This is a genomic window from Blautia intestinalis (genome assembly GCF_014297355.1).
GTDB classification, from domain to species: domain Bacteria; phylum Bacillota; class Clostridia; order Lachnospirales; family Lachnospiraceae; genus Blautia_A; species Blautia_A intestinalis.
On record NZ_JACOQE010000005.1, the window covers coordinates 172,339 to 192,033 of the forward strand.

A 19,695-nucleotide genomic window follows, 5' to 3' on the forward strand; every position below is an offset into this window, starting at 1 on the left:
GTCAATGACGCACCCGGTTTGATTGGTTTATTTCTTTATTTTGACTTTCTTTGCAGAACTCCATTCGGAATAATAGGTTGCTCCGGATACTTTTTTGTAGGAGCGTACTTTCACAGAATAAGTTGCTTTCTTTTTGAGTGATTTAAGCACTTTGTTCAGTGTTTTATTTGACTTGACAGTAATTGTTTTCTGTTTTTTACCAGTCTTATAATTCACCTGATATCCGTTTGCTTTTGTATTCCTTGTCCATTTTACAGTTGCTTTCTTTGACGCGTTGTTCTTGACAGATGAAATGCGGTTCTGTTTGAGGTAATAATACGTTTTTCCAACATATGCGCCTTTTATGCTTCCTTTATAAGCGCAAACTGCATATGTGTATTTTCCACCGTTTGTCGTTGCACCGGTATCTGTATATGCAGCTGTTGCTCCGTTGGTAACCGTCTTGATTGCCTTATATCCACCTTTTCCGTACGCTCTGTAGATGATGTAGCCCTGTGCTCCACTGACTCTGTTCCAGGTCAGTTTTATGCCTTTCTTCGCATTTGCAATTGAAGTGATATTTACTGTATCAAGTTTTTCAACTACAGGGGCTGCCGGCTCCTTCTGCTTTTCTACAATCTGGAAGGACACGGTTTTAGTGTCTGTATAATTTCCGATACCGGTAACAGAAACACTTGCTTCTCCCACACGGTTGTTGTTCTGATATTCCAGACGATAATCTGTGCCCTCACTTAAAGTGGTGTCTTCCAGAAGTACAGTCACTTCCGGTTTTACTTCTTTTCCGTCATAAATATATGTAGAAGCAGTCAACTTAACTTCGCAGGATTTGATGTTTTTAAGAGTTCTGGTGGTGCGTGATATTTCTTCTTTACAGAGTGTACATTTCTGTACCTCATCATATTCCACATCGCCGTTTTCCAGAGTTTTCTGATTTTCTATAATCTGTTCGGTGACATGCTTTTCATTGACACCAACTGCTGCCATCGTGCTGGCTTCTTCATGGTTTGCATCACCGGAAGCTGTCACTTTGATCAGTGCAAGACCGGCTTTTTTACCGGTAACTGTTGTCTCTTCGATATCAATCAGATCAGGAGTAGATGTCTCAAGAGAGATATCACCGATTCCATTCACCTGAATTTCCGTTGAAGTCTTAACATGAATCTGTTCATCCATGCTTGCAGCTGAAACAGACTGTTTTGCTTTTGCAATGGTAAATCCTTTTTCTACTGTTCCTTTAATGCTGACATCGCCTGTCTTTGCCGCTACGATTACTTTGGCATTTCCTGCATTGATATTATTCGCATAGGTAACCGTATAATTGCCTTCACTTACAATTCCGTTGCTGTTTTTCACAGTAACCTTTGGTGTTTTCTCTTTACCGTCATAAGCTGTTTTGTAATAAGAAAGTGTAACCGTGCAGTTGCTGAGAGCTGTCTGACCCAACATCGGAATTTCTTCTGTGTATTCTGCATCACAGTCGGCACATTTGTATTCTATGGTTCCGTTTAACAGGTAAGTAGCCTGTTTGGTAACGGTTCCTTTATCCCATTTATGTGGTGCGAGATCTGTCTCTTTGCCCTTATGGCTGTCTCCACAGTCTGTACAGGTATATGTGATAAATCCTTTTGTTGTACAGGTAGATTCTGTTATGGTCTCTTCATAATTGTGTCCTTTTGCTCTGCGGCGATCTGACTTCGTCTCATAATCACAGTTTTTGCAGGTCAGAAGTGTATAACCTTCTTCTGTACAGGTTGGTTCTTTCACAGTACGTTTATATGTATGGCCTGTTGCACTCTTATAATCAGATACATACTCATTTCCGCAAACATCACAGATATTCTCTGTATATCCCCTGGAAACACAGGTTGGCTCAACAACCTTTTTTGTATATTTATGGCCGGACGCTCCCACATAGTTATCTGTATAGGTATATCCACAGTTTTTACAGGTATAAACTGTGTAACCTCGCTCTGTGCAGGCAGGAGCTTTCACTGTTGCTTCATAAGCATGATCCGAAGCTTCTGTCCATGTATCATCATAAGAATAACCACAGTTTTTACACTGATGTCTCGTATATCCCTGATTCTGGCAGGTTGCCGGAACTACTATATCCTCTATAACATGTTCTTTATGCGGTATGATATTTTCACGTTTTGTATTTCCGCAGACTGTACATGTGTAAACTGTGTATCCGTCTCTTGAGCAGGTAGGTTCGATTACTTTGCCCTCATCACACTTATGGGCATTCAGGTCTATCTCCAGTTCTGTTCTGATTTCTTCGTTGCAGACACTGCAGACCTGAACATCGTAACCCTTTTCATTGCAGGTTGCATCTTTATGATCTTTCACTGTCAGCTTGTGTCCCGTAGCCGGAAGTACACCTGTAGAAGTCTGTCCACACTTGTCACAGGTGAAAGATTTCTCCCCGTCTGTGGTACAGGTTGCCGGAGTAATCACCGTGTAGTCTTCGGACATGTGGATCGGGTTCTGGGTAACATTATTTTGGTTACTGAAAAATTTCTGTGCAGCAGATGAAGTCCAGGTACTGTTGCATGCATAATAGGTGATGGTTCTGGCAGTATATTCACCCATCTCAAACATAGAGTTAAAGTCTCCAAAATCTCCCATAAATGTTATATCAACAAGGTTTGAAACTGCCAGTGCCTTTTCTCCTATGCTTGTCACTCCTGCCGGGATTCGGATGCTTCTAATTGCGCACCACCAAAAAGCACCATCTCCAATAGTCTCTAGTTTACTTTCTTTTTCAAATTTTACTTCTTTTAGATTGGAACATCCATCAAATACATAATCTCCAATACTAATTATATTTTCTGGAATGTTTATTTTCTCTAAACTCTTGCATAGAAAAAATGCCCGTCCTTCTATAGTTGTCACACTTGAGGGAATCGTAATTTTCTCTAAACTACCGCAACCCTCAAATGCCGCTTCTTCTATAGTTGTTACGCTTGATGGAATCGCAATCTTCTCTAAATTACGACATCCATAAAAGGTTTGATATGAAATTTTATCCAGTTTTATATCTTCTGCAAATAAATACTGCGTCATCCCACTACAGCCCGAAAATGCGGAATCACCAATATATGTAACACTTGCCGGAATTGCTACTCTGGAAATTTTTTCGCAGTACTGAAATGCTCCTTTTCCTATATTTTTCAGATAATTAGGAAGCTTATCACTTTCTAACTCAAGATTTTCACAATCTGAAAAAGCATTCTCATCAATATATTCTATATTTTCATGGAAGGTCACTTTTTTAATATTGTGTCCATGAGTAAATGCCTCTTTCCTGATACGTGTAACATCCTGTGGAATCACTAAATTCTCCAAAGCTTTTCCACCAACATAATATTCCAATTTCATTCTCGGATCTGGTTTTAATGAACTGAATGACGGTCCTTCTTTCATATTCAGCCATTGTGACAGATCTTCAATATATATTTTCTGTAAATTTGTGCATCCACTAAAAGCACTGCTTTCGCAATTATTCAAGTTTAATGGAATCTTAATGCTACTTAAAGAACTACACCCGTAAAATGCTCCACTAGCAATTGTTGTTACACTTTCAGGAAAACTGATCTCCTCTAATGCTTTACACCCTGAAAATGCACCGGAGTTTATACTTCTTAGATTTTCAGATAGCTTCACGCGTTTTAATGCAGTACAAGATTCAAACGCATTACTATTTATATATGTAACACTGTCATCAATTTCCGCCCATTTCAGTTTCGTTAATCCATAAAAGGAACAAGACGCAACATACGGAATCCCCTTTTTAACACGCACACCTTCAATAATATTTTCATACTCTCCCCATGGTGCTGACGTTATCTGATGACCATCCTGTGTTCCCTTCCAGGAATACCCATTGTTTTCACCACTTCCGCTTTCTACAAAGAGCTCCAGTACATGATCCGGTGTGATTCCCCAGAAAAAATTCGAAATATTTGTATCATTTCCACATACGATGTACGGTGCCGGGATTACTTCTTCGACTACTTCACCACACTTCTGGCAGGTCTTTTTCATTGTTCCGGTCTGATCCCGTTCTGCCGGTTTTGTAATCACTCCCGCATCCCATTTATGCGTTGTTCCATATGCTTTTGTGACTGCAAATCCCCAGTCATCTGTGCTGTAGTCTGTCGTCAGTCTCAATGTCACGGAACTTCCCGGTACGATCACGGTCTTTCCTGCAAGCTGATCATTGATAAACTTCTGATATAGTTCTCCGTCTTCTTTATAAATATAGAAGAAGTCATCATAGTTTATTTCAAACTTTGTTTTTTCATCAAAGGTCAGGATGATTTCTTCTGCACCTTCCATGGATACTGTCCAGTCTGTCGATGTCTCTGTATTGTACGGATGATCTGACTGAAGATCTGTCGTGTCGATACAGTTGATACAATTATTATAATCTTTGCCGACATTGCCACACACAGAACAGGTTGCATCATAATATGCGGTATTGTCCTTTGTCGGATAATTCTTGCCATCCGTCTGGATCTGCATTTCATTATTTGTACGCACATAACTATGGTTCGTATTTGCCGTTATTCCATTTATTGTACAGCAAGGTTCCCATGTTACATCTGTATAAGCTGCTCTGAATGCATCTGTCCATGTAACATCTGCTTCTTTATAATAAACACTTACTTTCGCAGTCCCGGTAAATGCAGGAATTGCTGTCGGTGCATTTCCGGAATAATAAAGGTTTATCTCCGCTTTTGAACAATTTTGAAACGCATCTGCACTGACTGTCTGCAAAGTGTCTGCACTGACAGCCACATTCGTAAGATTTGTTCCATCCGCAAAAGCTCCGCTTCCGATTTCTGTGATACCTCTCTGAATCGTTACAGTAAAGACCTGTGTCATATCCCACGGATAGTTGTCCTGACCATTATCTTTCTCAATTGCGCCTGAACCGCTGAACTGCAGATTTCCATTATCTGAAAGCGACCAGTTTACACCTGTGGCAAGCGTACCACTGGCTGTGGTTGTTCCAACGTCCTGCACTGCCACTTCATTTTCTGAGAAAATATCCTCTGCTTCTTCTGCAAACTCTATTTCTGCATTTTCATCCTGTGAAGATACATCTGTCGGATTTTCTTCCGTAATCTCTACCTCATCCGTATCCCCGTCTGTGAATGCGACTTCATCATTCTCTGCTTCTGATGCTTCATTCACATTTATACTTTCATTGTCATCTGCAGATGCATTTTCTTCGGCAGTTTCACTCTGAACAGCCACTTCATCTTCGCTGTCAAATGTATCTGCAGATGTCGTGTAATCACCTGTTATATCAGCGTCTGCGTATACAACAGCACTGTTTAAAACCATCATACCAGCCAAAAGCATGGATATTATTCGTTTTTTCATAGACTTCTCCTTATAATGTGTATAGTATTTCTAAAATATCACAAAATAAGAAAATATCTAATTACCTGCCTGCATAGAAATCGGTTTCTACTTTTTATACAAATTTCATTGTTCTTTTTTATGCACTTTCGCTATTCAGCAAACTATCATCCCGTATAGTTTTTCCTGCAAAATAAAAAGGAACTCCATGCTTTTCGGCACAAAGCTCCCTTTAATCATCATTTAATTATTTTGTAAGTACATATGCACCCAGCACAACCGGAACAGCCATCAGCACCGCAAGCACTGAACTCTGAATAAAAAATGCTGACATGCCGGTGAGGATTGAAAATATAATTATTTTCATCCACGCATCTGCTTTCAGTTTTCTTTTTTTTATCAATATACAGGATATGACCAGTACTGCCAGAAGAATAAGTAATACTATAAATAACACTGCTGCCAATAATAAAACAGTTATTTCAGCCATGCCACTGAATACAGTTCCCAAAATACGTGGAACGATCAAATATCCACTTATGTAGTCATCGCTTCCGCCGGTCATTGCAGTTATATTGACCCCTGTCATAGTGGCATCTCCTGCTATCTTGCAAAATAATATCGCCCCGATTTCCAAACAGGAGAGAATCACCATATATAACCCGATCAGTATTGTTGAGAATGATGTAGCTTTTGATACTTTTTCCATATATTCTTCCCCATTTGAAATGCCCTAAGATGATAGATTGTGTTTCATTTTCTCTCTGTCATTTGTACTCGATGTACATTGCAGAAAAATTACTTTTTTCTTGGTACCATTTACAATGACAATCTTCTTGAAAGAGTCTGGGATATTACAGATCTGCACGACGCCCACATCAACATTGTAGCCACGGAACTCGGTCACAATGTCACTAGACAGGAACCTGGAATTACTTCCCATCATCCTTCATAGCATCCTTGATATACTTAAAACACATCTTGGGGTCTCGTAATTCCTCGTTCTCAATACCGTCCAATGCAATTTCAATAATATGATCAGAGCCAATGCCATTCTCCAGTAAGTATCTCTTTTAATCTCCACGCGAAACTCTACAACAGGCATTTACCAATGGTATTATTGATGATGACACCTGGCTGCAAATGCTGAAATCCAGAAATCATTTGTCTTATGATTACGATGGTACTTTCGCCGCAGAGAAATTTCAGGACATTATAAATATTTATTATCCTCTTTTTGAAAAATTCAAAAGCGATGTTGCGAAATACTATAAACAGTAAACTGTGTTTCGTAGAAGGATTTTCCAACCAAATTTACGGCAGGATCTCAAGCCAGTAGCCATCTGGATCTACAATGAAATAGATTCCCATTGCTTCATTTTCGAAACAAATGCATCCCATCTCTTCGTGCTTTTTGTGCGCTGCTTCGTAATCCTCTGCCTGAAATGCCAGGTGGAATTCGCATTCACCCAGATTATATGGCTGTGGATGATCTTTAAGCCAGGTAAGTTCCAATTCAAAATCACTTACATTGTTGCTCAGATACACAATGATAAAATCATCGGTAGTCGTTCTTCTCACTTCGTGCAGATCAAGGGCCTCGTTGTAAAATTTAATAGATCGGTCCAGGTCTGATACATTATAGTTTTCATGAATCATCTTAAATTTCATAATTTTTCTCCTTTTGTACATTCTGTGTTTTTTATGCGTGACTTATATTGCGGATATTCAGTAATAAACCTCTTAATTACATTGGCGTCATTCCAGTAATGCATTGGAAAAATGACATTGCAATCTATATTTTTAAGAAAATACAGGATTCCGTCGGCATAGTGATCTCCCTGTCTCGGATCTATGGGGACAAATGCAGCGTCAAAATGCATACCTCTGATTTTCCTGATCTCCGCACGATATGCTGAAGTAAGTCTCTGGTTGTCAGCTTTCGGCTCACCATCCCAATACCAGTCGTTTAAGTCACCGGCATGATAAATGGTGCCTTCCTTTGTTTTGACAATAAATGCTACACCACTATCGTTAGATAGCAATGTGTCGACTTTGGTATCATTATCCAAATTATAAGTTTGATCATGATAAACATATGTGATTTTCATATCCGACAAATGATTCCTTTTTCGTATATCATTCGCCAGAACTGCCTGATATGTCATCCCCATATCATCAAGAATCCCAAAGATTTGTGGGTTAAAATGATCCTCATGGAAGTGACTGCAAAAGACGATTACCTCTTTTTTCTTGTCAAAATACGGTAAATCACCCTTAAAATAATCAAAAATATAGTAGCAGTCTCTGGTTTCAACCAAAAATCCACTGTGATTAATGTAAGTAATTTTCATGATATCACCTGTAATAGCACTTGAAAAATCGATTGCCATAAAATAAACAGCCTTTGCGATTTCTTCCGGTTCTAAAATACGACCGACTGGACTATTCTTGCTCCTCGTTTTTTCTGATCAACGGCTTATGGCCATTACTTTACCGTGTTAAAGTTTTTTCTATAAGATTTTAACAGCTATTTCTGACATTGTCCACAATTTTAAAAAACAATTCCTTCTAAAGCTACTCCCTCCACCTGCCGAGTACAACATCATAAACTTAAGATTAAATATTACACATTTATATTATCCTGCTAAAAACTCATTTCAAAAGAGCAGATTAAAACGAAGAGAAATCTTCACAGAGCTCCTTCTGTATACTTTAACACCTTAAAATGCCCATAATCTCCCTTTAAACGGAGAATGGGCATTTTAAAAGCTACTCTTTTGATTGTTTTTATATTTATTTGAGATGTTTTTTCTACGCTCTTTTCCAGGTAGTTCCCTTATGGGAAGTACATAGCGCTCCATTTCTTCCTGTAGTTCTCCAAGTTTTTTGATCCGCTTCTTTTCCTCCGGTTCCAAAAGGATTTTTAGCATAGTCTCTTTGAAAAGACCGATGGCTACATTTTCATTGGTATGCATGGGATATTTATTCCTGTTTTCCCGTCCTGCTGCTGCGTCCTCTTCGTCCGCACTGTTCCGAATGTCCTGAACCATGTTATATACTAAAACCTGCGCCCAAAAATCCTGGTGCACATATACTGTGGCTTTCCCTGTTACACTTTCAAATTTCATTTTGTTTTTTAGAGTATTGTATTTCTTCTCAATTTCCCATCTTTGGTAATATAAATCCGCTAATTCTTCTGTGGTAATTGTATCCGGAAGATCTGTCATCAGCGCAAGTTCATTCCCGGAGGGAAGAGTCGATTTTGATATTCTTACCAGCGTGCTCCCTTTCTTTTGCATCTGTTCATATCGTTCCGGATGTTTTTTTCGTATTTTTTGTAGGCGTGCAGATGAATGTTTTAAAATGACTTTTTCATCTGCCGACTGCATCCGTTTACGTTCTGCCATATAATCGTTGGATGAAAGACGGATCAGATAATGAATCCCTTCCGTTTCCAGAAAGTCAATAAACTCTAAGGAAGGATAACCGCGGTCAAAAACTGCGACAACCGGCTTCCTGATTCCAATTTTTTTTAATTGTTTTAAGTTTCTTTTTGCCAGTTCGTTTTCACTGATGCAAATATGTTCAATTTCAATATCCAGGTAAAAATGATTCAAAACATCATACATTCCGCTTACCAGTGCCCGTACCTGCCCTTTCCCGGAATGCTGGTTGCCGCTGTTTCCAAATGCTTCCCTGTTATCCTTTGAGTTTGGAACTTCCGCCTTGCTCCCGTCAATCGCGATTAACAAATATCCTTTCCACAGTCTGGGTTCGTCAGAACGATAAAAATCCATAAGATATTTACGGTTCAGATAGGGAAAAATTTCCGGATTTAGACGTTTTCTCTGTTGTAGATATCCCTGGACAGATAACTGCATAGACAAGTCTCCTTTTTCTTTGAAATAGTTTCTAAGTTCAAATGTCGTGGTAAGCCCCTTTTTTGAAAGACAGCATAGCAACATGTCTTTTAGGGGCATTTTTCGCTTTCTCGAAAAAGCATGGTTTCCATTCTGTCTCGCATATTTTGCAATTTCCGGATCAGATAATAATGCAGAAAACTTTTGAAATCTTGTTTTATAAGATTTAATCATATACACCCCTGCCTATATTTTAACACAATGAAAGGACCCTGCGAACAGATTCCTTTCCATTTTTTCCTTAAGTTTATGATGTTGCGCGAAGCAGGTGGGTTATAGTTCAATAGTTCTGAATCACGTCTTGCAGATACTCTTTATACTGCTGTCTTACTTCTTCCGGTCCGACAATCCTTATCCCGGATCCAATTCCTGTAAGCCAGCCAAAAAACTGCGGGCTCACCGATACAACTACTCTGGTTCTAAAGTAATCTTCACCATGAGGACACATCCATACATCATGGCCAAAGCGGTCAATCACGACACCAGCCAATCCATTTCTGCATTCCAGAGTAACTTCCGCATCTGCACCACCATACATACCAAAAGTTTTTTTGGCAAATGCAGCCAGATCAAAGTTCTTAAAGGACTCTTCTCCCTTACGATCAGCCTCCAGAATCTCCGTATCCCGCATTTTATCTACACGATAATGCTTGATAATTCCGGCCGCTGCATCATAGGCCACAAGGTAATAATTTTCATCATCCCAGGTCAACGCCCACGGACTGACAACATAGAAGGCACCATTCTTTTTTAATTTCAACTCCTTCTTAACCGTCCACTCCGCGTAATGAAATCTAATCTCTTTGTTTTCAAAAATAGCATTGTGAATGTAGTCCACGTTATAATATACCGTCTCATTTTCCGTTTTGGGACGGTTTACAATAAAGACGTATTTTGAAAGCATGTCTGCATCACTTTTACAGCAGAGCTTCTCTAACTTCTGAATTAATTCTTTGGATTTTTTCTCCGTAATAAACTTGGAAGACTGCACTGCATCCACCAGAAGCTTTAACTCCGGCAGTTCAAAATCCCTGGCACCAATATAATAGCCAGGACACTTACCTTTCTTCTGCTGGATATCCAGTCCAAATTTATCAAGGACCTCCATCTCTGTATATATCGTTCTTCGGTCCGTACTGATCCCGTATTCCTGATCCAGAATCGTACATAACTCCGATGCATTTAACATGTGTTCATCATCGGTACGTTCCAGCAGGATTTCCATCAAGTATAATGTACGAAGTTTCTGATCAAATGAAGCCATGGCTTGCCACCTCCACTTTCTGAATAGTTACCTATCTTCTTTATTTCATTTCTCAGATTTACCACTCTTCACATTTAATATCACTTATCTGTTCGATTGGAATGACCGTTTGATCTGTCATGATGATGGTATGCTCGTATTCGTCTAGCTTTTTTACATTACCAGAGTACGTAACATAGGATCCGCCGGCTTTTTTTTCATCAGGAATAAAATAAGTTATTGATACTTTCTGTTCTATGCCAATATTATTTCTGATTATATTAATTTTTTCGTTCAGCTGAGCAATCGCTTCCTCACTCAGTTCCAATCGTTCATTGGTTAATCTTGCCGTTTCTTTTATCGCAGCTTCATGTCCAGTCAGGGCTGCAAAAGGAGCAAATTGCGCTGCCCTGTCCTGAAGTGGCATTTGCGGATGATTCTTAGATACCGGATGAGGTAAATTGATGATATCGTCATAAGAATTATTTTTCATCCTCTTCCAACTCCTTTACGCCTTATGTCCGCCAATTTGTTCATTTCTATCCTTAGCGGTTGCGCCTTCCTGAAGATTCATCCCCTTCAGTACAGCGTTTTTTCCAAATTTCTTTTTGATACTGAGCATGGCTTCCTGCATACGTTTTTCGCGATCCAGCGCGGCTTCTTCCTCTTCCTTCTCTTTCCTTTGCGCCTCATAATCCGTAAAAAGATCCAGCTGCTCATACACTTCTTCTTTCTTTACAGAACTCTCATCCACAAGCCTGTTCGCTGTGATATTGATTCTTCTGATAAGCAGGTTTCTGTCAACGATCCTGTCATATAGCTCTATTACTGCATCCGTTATCATTTTTGTTGAGGAAGTCTGCCTTTTCAGATTGGTCGTTCCATGTGCGTGTTTCGGAATTTTCCTTCCATAACGATCGATCGTAACCTCTCCATGATATTGTTTTCTCCTGTCGGTATTGCTCAGATTCTCAATATCATAACCAACTGTCAACACAATCTGGTCTGTGACCAGCTTCTTATCCACCAAATCCAAAACCATCTGGTCTGTCATCTCTTTTACAACCAGTTTTGCTTTTTCAAAATCATAAGGACAATGAAGTACCTGGCCGGAACAAATACTGTTCGTTTCCGGTTTATAGGCCTTGACCATTTCCATGGTACAGGGCTCGTACCCCCAGGCATGATCGATCAACAGCTCTGCATTAACGCCAAACAGCCTATATAACAGATCTTCATTGTATAATTCATTCGCCTTTCCGATGGAACATCTTGCAATATCACCCATTGTATAAAGCCCGTATTCTTCCAGCTTCTTTGCGTATCCTTTTCCTACTCTCCAGAAATCAGTAAGCGGTCTGTGACCCCAGAGTTTCCTTCGGTATGACATTTCATCCAGTTCCGCAATTCGTACACCATCTTTACCTGCTTTAATATGCTTCGCCACGATATCCATCGCAATCTTACACAGATACATATTTGTTCCAATTCCGGCAGTTGCCGTTATACCTGTTGTCTTCAGCACGTCCTGTATCATGGTCATGGCAAGTTCTCTTGCTGTCATATGATAGATATACAGATAATCCGTTACATCCATAAATACTTCGTCGATCGAATACGGAAAAATATCTTCCGGCGCAATATATTTCAGATAAATGCTGTAAATTCTGGTGCTGTATTCCAGATAGAGAGCCATCCGTGGTGGAGCAACAATATAATCAATCTCCAGTGCCGGATTGGTATCTAATTCTGTGCTGTCATCAGAAGCTCCGATAAAAGTTCTGTTCGGTGCTTTCCACCTGCGAACGCTGTTGGCTTCTTTTACTTTTTGAACAACCTCAAACAAACGAGCCCTTCCGGGTATCCCATAACACTTTAAAGCTGGCGATACCGCAAGACAGATTGTTTTTTCTGTTCTGCTTTTATCCGCAACCACAAGATTGGTCGTCATAGGATCCCTATTTCGTTCTTTACATTCCACAGATGCGTAGAATGACTTAAGATCGATTGCAATATAGATTCTTTTCTTTTCCATCATTCTACACCTCCACTTTCTCCTGTGTTTCGTTTCTAATTCTTATTTATCCTGACCGGAAATCTTTCTCATCGCAACAATCCGTTCAAGGATTTCCTGCCTGAATTTTTCTACATCATTCGTCCGCTTGCGCACACCTGCTGCAGCATGTCCACCTCCGCCAAATGCCTGCAGAAGTTCATTTACATTGATCCATTTTCCATCAGACCGGAAGGAACAACGCCAGCGATTTTCTTCTTCCTCATACATGGTAAAACCAAGCTGAATGTCTTCGCAGTCTCTAAGGAATCCACTGATTGGATGGATATCCTCATAACTGATCCCCTCTGCCTCGCTCTCTGCATGGTGATCAATTATTATACTTGCTTCTGCACTCTCGTAGTATTCCCTGCCGATCATCCTTGCTAAAACTGCAGTATCACATACGATAACAGCATATTTTTCTTTTACATCCGGCTTCTCAAACGGATTGAAGACCTTATCCAGTTTTACCTGCTTCTTCGGTCCTTTGTCCAATGTATCTGCCAGATATGGCATCACTTTGTACTGCGGATAGTTTACCTTTATATAATGTGCAAGTCCCATCACCGATCCAGCAGCATCGCCATCCGGGTTCAAGTGTCCCAGAAGAATCACGGTATTTAAATCATTCACTTGCATCATAGATTGAAATTCTCTGTCAAAATTGAATGTCATTTCATTGCCTTTCAGTTGAATCATTTGTTTTATCCTGGTCAAAAATCTGCCGGCACTCTTACTTCCACGCCTTCCAGATATCCGGCTGATATCCAAGAGTGGATTGTTTTCCATTACGGACAACCGGTGTCTTAATCACCTGCGGATTTTCCAGCACCTTCTCAAGTTTATCTTCCTCTGCAATGTACTTAATGAGCGCAAGCAGATCCTTATCCTTGCCCTCCCAGTTGATCATATTTTCCAGTCCGCCATTTGCCTGGGCAACTGAATTAAATTCGCCCTTGCTCATACCCTTTTCTTTCATATCAATAAACTGAAACTTGATCCCACGTTCCTTAAAGAAACGTTCTGCTTTCTTTGTATCATTGCACTTCTTTGTCCCAAAAATCTGTATATTCAAATTAATTCTCCTTGTCCATCGCCATATGTATCATTTTTTCAAAAGACGCTCTGAAATGCTCATCATCTTCTGCTGTTCGTTTTCGTAGTCCTTTTAAGTGATTCTTTCCGGATGCCCTTCGTGCTTTCTTATTCAGATGACGTTCCATAAGCATCTGGTCAATATTCTCATTGGTATACCATTTCCCGGATTGATGAATCGCATACGCAGCTTTTCCAAGTGCCATTGCCGCCACTCCATAATCCTGTGATACGACAATATCTCCTTTATGGCAAATGCTGATCAGTTTATAATCCACTGTATCTGCTCCGGCTCCAACTACGATCACTTTACTATAATCAGAAGCTAACACATGATTGGTATCACACAACAACGTTACCGGAAGATCGTGCTCTTTAGCAACTTTTTCAACAATACCAACTACCGGACAGGCATCTGCATCAACAAAAATCTGCATATCTTCTTCCTCAATTACACGTAAATGGCGTACGAACCTCGATGAGATTACCACTCGGATCATACAGTCTTACAAGCTTCTGGCCACCTGCAATTTCTGTCAGTTCAGTGGCATATCGAACGGAATACTTACCAGATTCATATTTTGCAAGCAATCCGTCTATATCAAATTCCTCGAAATACAATTCCATCATGTTATTGAATGGCGTAAAAGTTTCATTCAATGTTTTCCCCCACACATCAGCATCCTGCAAAACAAGTCCCTCAGATAAGATCACATTACCTTCATTCTGAAGAATCACTTGCAGTCCAAATAAGTCCTTATAAAACTCTATGGATTTTTCTATATCATCTACCACAATCAGTACGTTTTTCAGCATATCCGTCACCTCACAATCCGCTTTGAGTCAAGCGAATATTCGCAATCCGCATGCGGTTAAATAATCTTTCCAGACAAATGATCAATTTCATGCTGGCAAATCTGTGCTGTCCATCCTGACAATCTCTGGCGCTTTTTCTTCCAGTTGAAGTCATAATACTCTACTTCAATTTCCTGATATCTGGTCGTCTTACGAACACCGTCCAGGGACAGACAGCCTTCTTCTGTCTCATACATATCACGCTTTGAAACAATCACCGGATTGAACATCACAACATCTATAAATCCCATATTCACAATGATAATATTCTTCTTTACACCAATCACTTCGTGCTACGCACTCAGTCGCAGCAGTCGCCAAATATCCATGCAAGCATGTCTGCTTGGCTCGTTGCTACCGCGTATATTTGCAGCCATACCAACACACCGTTCCCGGTTTGCCTGCAACGTATCCTGCAGATCCTTTCCAACCTGAATATCAGCTTTCGTAGCTGGTTCGGATGGCTGGCCTAAAAAGAAAATGTCCCTTACGATTTGCTTTACCATTTACGTTCTTAATGTACAAAACACCTCATAAAAATCAATGTTGTGTTCCCAACAATACAAAAAAACTTTTCCCCAAATATGATACATAACAGCCTCTCCTCATATGGACAAATTTTTAATATATTCTAAACTACTCCGCTTCGTCTTTACTATTATACCATACCAGAATTATATTATTTTTTCATTAAAGTAATTATTAAAAATTTCTGTTATATTTTTTTAGCCAAATTATTCTAAGGCTCTCACATTCTACTCAATAGTGCAAATCAGCCCCAAATTTATTCTTTGTCTGATACAAAACCACATAATGTATCTCTTGAATCTCTTTGGCGTTGGAGGCTTGCTAGATAAGACTATAAAGACCAGATTCATTGATAAACCATCCACCACTCTGTCCCAAACTCGACGCTGATTTGTCGTTAAATTTGTCATCCTCATCAACATGCATCGCAATAGATTTGTTAGGATCTGCGTATCCAAGAATCTCAGTTACATCCTTACCGACAAAATATGGCTCTCCATTGATCATTGCGCTGCGTACTGAGCCTAACTCCGCATTCTTAAAAATTTGTAATTCCATTGAATTACCTCCTTGAAAAAATATTTGTGAGGTATTTCCTCAAGTCACAGGCAAAAAAAATCAGGGAGTTTTTAACCTCCCCTAAAATTCTAAAATTAATTTTATTTTAATTGACATTCACTATTTAAGGTTGTATGATTAGATCCAACATTTGATTCAGAAAGAATATTTTGTAAATATTACCCGTGGATTTTTTCTGAAAAATGTGTATAATATAAGTAAGCAGAGATATGAATACTGCACTTTCACACTTGCTAACAAGTGTTTTTTGGCTGACGAAGCCACCATTGAAAGGATAATTTGACCGACGAGGTCTCTCTGGTTTTCCAGAGTAGGGTATGGTTAGCGCCGTACCCTTTTTTATATATAAAATTAAGGAGACAGGCCATTGAGCAAATATCTGAAGGCACAAAACAAAACCAACGAAATAATCATTGCCAATAGCTTCACTAGCAATGAACTCGATCGTTTTTCGGCATCTGATTTTCGCTGGGCTGATAACAGAACAAAACAATTTCGACACAGACAGGTAAAAAAAGGTGAAATCTATCAGTTTGAGTTTGGTAAGAATTATAAACCTGAAATGTCCTATGAGCACAGAGGTCTTGTCATCGGGGTAAAGCAGAAATTACTTTATGTTCTGCCGATTTTTTCCTATGATCCTGCTAAACATCCTGATGTCTACCATCCCACAGACAATCCTGCTTCCAAAAGTGATATGTTTTTATTGAAATCAAGTGAATTTTCATTCATCAACCATGATTCCGTATTAAAACTGAATGATATTCGAACTGTCAGTATCAACCGTATCCTTTATCAGCAGAATGGCATGATATCTCCTGGCTCTGATACATATAAGCAGATTGAACAGCTAGTTTTACAAAAATATTTTCCAAGTTTTTACTATGACTATAATCAACTTCAGCAAAAAACAGTTTCACAGGAAGAACAGCTAAGGAAAAAAAATACTGTCTTAAATGAAGTCACATCCGAAAACGGAGAGCTAAAGAAACAAATTGCTGCATTGCAGAAACAGCTTAAAAAAACAATGATAATCAATAACATTTAATGGCACTCCCATCAATTCGGAAGTGCCACTTTTTTAATCTTTCTTATAAAACTGCGTGCAGTACCCATCCGCACGAAGAATCAGGCCTTCAGCCCAAGGCGGAGTCCTGCCCATCTGTTCACAGATTGCATCAAGGGAAACATCTTCCCGGCACTCAATAATCAGTTCATCATGCACATGAGCACAAATCATACAATGTGATAATGTTTTCATGGCATAACAGAGAATATCCCTAGAAATAGCCTGTACGATATTCTCTACGAACTTCGGACCATAACTTTCAATCCGCTCCCATTTCTTGGTACCACCAACGCCTTCATAGGTTACTGATTCCGAATCAAATCTGTTTAATTCCATCCTTGGTTTTACATATGCCAGCCTTCTTCCCGAGGGAAGCTGAATGAATAACATCCCACTCTGGCAAAAAAATCTGATACCATTTACATCAGCCTGCTTTTTCTGCTTCACTGCAGTCTTAACCGCACGGTCAACACTCCACCAGAACTTCACGATATTAGGATTAGCTACTCTCTAGGAATCCACCAGTGGCTGCAATTCTTCTTTCGCAAGACCCATCTCTATGGCACCCATGGCTTCCATCCTTCAGCAAAGATAGATATAGACTTTAATACTCAAAAGCTTCATTAAATCCAACTCTTCAAAGTTGACTACATCCATCTGAAATACCGTATGTTCAGATAGCTTATTAAGGTTACCCTTTTTTACAATTTAAAAAATTTTTTAAACCCCCTTGACTGTTTATAGTTTGTCACCTTACATATAATAAATTGTCATAAATAACTTTCCGTATTTTCTTGCTTTCCTTGTTTCTTTAGTATCCTTCCATTCAGTCAAATCAAATAGCCGAGACTATAATCAGCCTCAGCTATTCCAAGCTGTATCATTCAGTATCAAAAATCGAACTCATCCGGATCCAATCCTGCATCTTCCAACACTTCTCTTCTTTCATCCGGATCCATAAATTCCAACTCATCATAATCAAGTCCAGCATCACCGAAAACGTCTGCTTCATCTTCGTCAAAATCAGAACTGCTGTGATCTTCCTTCAACATATCGTCCATGAACTGAAACTGTATAGCACGTTCCAAGCTATCCAATTTCCCGTCTCTGTTAAAATCAAACATCTTATCAAATCCAAACATGCTTTTTCCTCCCTCAGATTTCTTTATTCTTCAACTTCTGTTTCAGCTTTCTTAACCTTCTTTTGATTATCCAGAAGGCTCTTCTTGCTGATACTGCAGATTGTTCCGTGATCTGTAACCAGCACCACTTTTGCTTTTGCCGTCTTTCCGATCTTATCATATATTCTTCCGGCACTCATGGAATCTCCGAGCACGGTATTGAAACTGTTTGCTACATATCCGATCTTTCCCAGACCTTCATAAGTTACTTTAATTGCTTCCTTGTCATACTCATTGTCTGGTTCTTTTTCTAAGCGGATTTTCGTTCCTTTTTTCAGAAATTCTTTTCCGAAATAATGATTTGTTCCCGTCAGTGTGACATAAATTTTACTCATTGCCCTTCCTCCTCTTAATCTTCCATAAACTCGAAATATTCCTGTTCACTGGCAAATAGAATGTATTTGCCTTCTACATATCCCATATATCCGTTGCTTGTGTCATAGCCTTTCATCTGCCAGTCCTCCTTGGATTTTTTTGATGTTATCATTTTATAGCAAATGACTGTACAAAAATCCCGACAACCAAGAACAAAGCGGACAAGTCTGCTTCAGCAGACATGTTCCTCATGCATCTGGTCGCATCCTCGCGGAGCGTTTTTATGTAATAGGAACATTACAGAGTAATTTCCTATTACATAAAAAAAGACACCAACCGCAGTCAGTGTCTCTTCTGTCATTTCTTCAATCTTTCTATTCTCTCACACAAACATCTCATACATTCCCACCATCACTGGCATGGTCACAATTGACAGCAGTGTCGTAAGCACATACAACGAGCTCGCATATGCCGCATCTTTATCATATAGTTGCGCCATGGATGTCACAGTTGCACAAGCAGGTGTTATGGATGCAATATACACAGTCAGGAGAATCTGTTTGGAATCATTTAGTCCCGCAAATGTATAAATCACTTTCATTAAAATCAATATAAATATTGGATAAATAACCAATCGCAATACTGTCGAAACATAGTTTCTTTTTTTAGTAAATACAGTCTTAAGAGGTACATCCGCAATAACCATTCCGGCAAGCAGCATACCGATCGGACCAATCATATTGTTCATCATATCCAGGACATCCTGCATACCTGAAGGCAACTGGATTTTGCAGACAAACAATATCACTCCTACTATGATTGAAATAATATTTACGTTCAGAAATACTTTTTTCCACTCTAATCTATCTTCTTCGCAAAGCATATTTTTGCAGTGTGTCCAGATCAGAATCAGCTGTACCGCAATATAAGCACTGGAGTAAATAACGTACTCCTGTCCAAGCAAATCCTGTACCAGCGGAATTACCAGTATCCCGGCATTTGAATAAATAACAGTTGCACGCTCAATCGTATCCAGCTGTAATACTTGTTTTAATATTGTGGTAAGTATCAGAAATAAAACATGTACCAGAACTGCTGCTACACATGCCAGAAGCAATCCTTTTTTTACATCTGCTGTATAGTCCACCTGAAATGCGTCGATAATCACGCATGGAATAACCAGATAAACCATGACTACAGATATACCTTTACTCTCCGATGACTTCATAAGTCCAGCTTTTACAACCGCATATCCCATAAGCATGATCGCAAAAAGCTTTGCAATCTCTTCCATTAGTAATAAACTGATCTGCATATTTTGTCCCTTCTTTTCTGATGTCTACTGTCAGCAATTATAGCACACCGTCTACATTATGCTTAATTAAATTTCTTTATCTCCGAATTTTCTTTTTCAATAGATTCATTGATTTCCTGTTTGTTCATAATGCCCTTTCTGTAACCTCTCTTTCCTCTTTCAC

General features: G+C 39.3%; 17 protein-coding genes and 4 pseudogenes. 2 read left to right on the forward strand and 19 right to left on the reverse strand.

From position 1 onward, the window contains the following. Window positions 1-27: 27 nt before the first annotated feature. The 3 genes and pseudogenes from H8Z79_RS10420 to H8Z79_RS17440 all read right to left on the reverse strand — a co-directional run. Window positions 28-5,394: a leucine-rich repeat protein gene (locus H8Z79_RS10420; RefSeq protein WP_118039898.1), complete on the reverse strand. Its 5,367-nt coding sequence runs from the start codon at window positions 5,392-5,394 to the stop codon at window positions 28-30. A 226-nt stretch (window positions 5,395-5,620) separates the two neighbouring features. Next, on the reverse strand, window positions 5,621-6,082 hold the full coding sequence (locus H8Z79_RS10425; RefSeq protein ID WP_147348997.1) for a hypothetical protein: 462 nt from the start codon (window positions 6,080-6,082) through the stop codon (window positions 5,621-5,623). A 159-nt stretch (window positions 6,083-6,241) separates the two neighbouring features. Further along, a pseudogene (locus H8Z79_RS17440) lies at window positions 6,242-6,446 on the reverse strand (ATP-binding protein); the annotation flags it as partial. Between the two features lie 16 nt (window positions 6,447-6,462). Between H8Z79_RS17440 and H8Z79_RS17445 the strand changes: the two are divergent. Then, window positions 6,463-6,654 (forward strand): annotated as a pseudogene (locus H8Z79_RS17445) (nucleotidyltransferase substrate binding protein); the annotation flags it as partial. A gap of 33 nt (window positions 6,655-6,687) precedes the next feature. On the opposite strand, the gene H8Z79_RS10435 reads toward H8Z79_RS17445, so the two are convergent. The 12 genes and pseudogenes from H8Z79_RS10435 to H8Z79_RS10490 all read right to left on the reverse strand — a co-directional run bounded on the left by H8Z79_RS10435 (window position 6,688) and on the right by H8Z79_RS10490 (window position 15,631). Next, window positions 6,688-7,044: a VOC family protein gene (locus H8Z79_RS10435; protein ID WP_015541530.1), complete on the reverse strand. Its 357-nt coding sequence runs from the start codon at window positions 7,042-7,044 to the stop codon at window positions 6,688-6,690. Then, window positions 7,041-7,727, reverse strand: a complete 687-nt coding sequence (locus tag H8Z79_RS10440) for an MBL fold metallo-hydrolase (protein WP_118040000.1) — start codon at window positions 7,725-7,727, stop codon at window positions 7,041-7,043. Before H8Z79_RS10440 ends, H8Z79_RS10435 begins: the two co-directional genes overlap by 4 nt. Window positions 7,728-8,138: 411 nt before the next feature. Beyond that, complete coding sequence (locus H8Z79_RS10445) at window positions 8,139-9,470, reverse strand: IS4 family transposase (protein ID WP_118039895.1); 1,332 nt, start codon at window positions 9,468-9,470, stop codon at window positions 8,139-8,141. Between the two features lie 106 nt (window positions 9,471-9,576). Then, window positions 9,577-10,560: a helix-turn-helix transcriptional regulator gene (locus H8Z79_RS10450; protein ID WP_118039894.1), complete on the reverse strand. Its 984-nt coding sequence runs from the start codon at window positions 10,558-10,560 to the stop codon at window positions 9,577-9,579. 58 nt (window positions 10,561-10,618) lie between these two features. Beyond that, window positions 10,619-11,032, reverse strand: coding sequence for a hypothetical protein (locus tag H8Z79_RS10455; RefSeq protein ID WP_015541526.1), 414 nt, complete (start codon window positions 11,030-11,032; stop codon window positions 10,619-10,621). Between the two features lie 15 nt (window positions 11,033-11,047). Further along, window positions 11,048-12,577 (reverse strand): Y-family DNA polymerase, encoded by a 1,530-nt coding sequence (locus H8Z79_RS10460; protein ID WP_330607557.1) that lies wholly within the window; start codon window positions 12,575-12,577, stop codon window positions 11,048-11,050. A 39-nt stretch (window positions 12,578-12,616) separates the two neighbouring features. Continuing rightward, window positions 12,617-13,294, reverse strand: coding sequence for a DHH family phosphoesterase (locus H8Z79_RS10465; protein ID WP_225876962.1), 678 nt, complete (start codon window positions 13,292-13,294; stop codon window positions 12,617-12,619). Window positions 13,295-13,328: 34 nt separating this feature from the next. Further along, the gene (locus H8Z79_RS10470; RefSeq protein WP_118039893.1) at window positions 13,329-13,670 is read right to left on the reverse strand and encodes an arsenate reductase family protein; all 342 of its coding nucleotides are present in this window, start codon (window positions 13,668-13,670) and stop codon (window positions 13,329-13,331) included. Between the two features lies 1 nt (window position 13,671). Beyond that, complete coding sequence (locus H8Z79_RS10475) at window positions 13,672-14,127, reverse strand: YaiI/YqxD family protein (protein ID WP_118039892.1); 456 nt, start codon at window positions 14,125-14,127, stop codon at window positions 13,672-13,674. Between the two features lie 10 nt (window positions 14,128-14,137). Further along, window positions 14,138-14,506, reverse strand: a complete 369-nt coding sequence (locus H8Z79_RS10480; RefSeq protein WP_118039891.1) for a VOC family protein — start codon at window positions 14,504-14,506, stop codon at window positions 14,138-14,140. Window positions 14,507-14,562: 56 nt separating this feature from the next. Beyond that, window positions 14,563-15,051 (reverse strand): annotated as a pseudogene (locus H8Z79_RS17450) (peptide deformylase). 343 nt (window positions 15,052-15,394) lie between these two features. After that, entirely contained in the window at window positions 15,395-15,631 is a 237-nt protein-coding gene (locus H8Z79_RS10490; protein WP_015541519.1) for a BRO-N domain-containing protein, read from the reverse strand. A 388-nt stretch (window positions 15,632-16,019) separates the two neighbouring features. Here H8Z79_RS10490 and H8Z79_RS10495 point away from each other — a divergent pair, with 388 nt between their 5' ends. Beyond that, window positions 16,020-16,700: a type II toxin-antitoxin system PemK/MazF family toxin gene (locus H8Z79_RS10495; protein ID WP_118039890.1), complete on the forward strand. Its 681-nt coding sequence runs from the start codon at window positions 16,020-16,022 to the stop codon at window positions 16,698-16,700. Between the two features lie 33 nt (window positions 16,701-16,733). Here H8Z79_RS10495 and H8Z79_RS10500 read toward each other — a convergent pair. The 4 genes and pseudogenes from H8Z79_RS10500 to H8Z79_RS10515 all read right to left on the reverse strand — a co-directional run. Next, window positions 16,734-17,300: pseudogene (locus H8Z79_RS10500) on the reverse strand (hypothetical protein); the annotation flags it as partial. Between the two features lie 311 nt (window positions 17,301-17,611). After that, on the reverse strand, window positions 17,612-17,863 hold the full coding sequence (locus tag H8Z79_RS10505) for a hypothetical protein (protein ID WP_015541517.1): 252 nt from the start codon (window positions 17,861-17,863) through the stop codon (window positions 17,612-17,614). A 23-nt stretch (window positions 17,864-17,886) separates the two neighbouring features. Further along, window positions 17,887-18,237, reverse strand: coding sequence for an HIRAN domain-containing protein (locus tag H8Z79_RS10510; protein ID WP_015541516.1), 351 nt, complete (start codon window positions 18,235-18,237; stop codon window positions 17,887-17,889). A 362-nt stretch (window positions 18,238-18,599) separates the two neighbouring features. Next, complete coding sequence (locus H8Z79_RS10515) at window positions 18,600-19,532, reverse strand: AEC family transporter (RefSeq protein WP_015541514.1); 933 nt, start codon at window positions 19,530-19,532, stop codon at window positions 18,600-18,602. Window positions 19,533-19,695 lie beyond the last annotated feature (163 nt).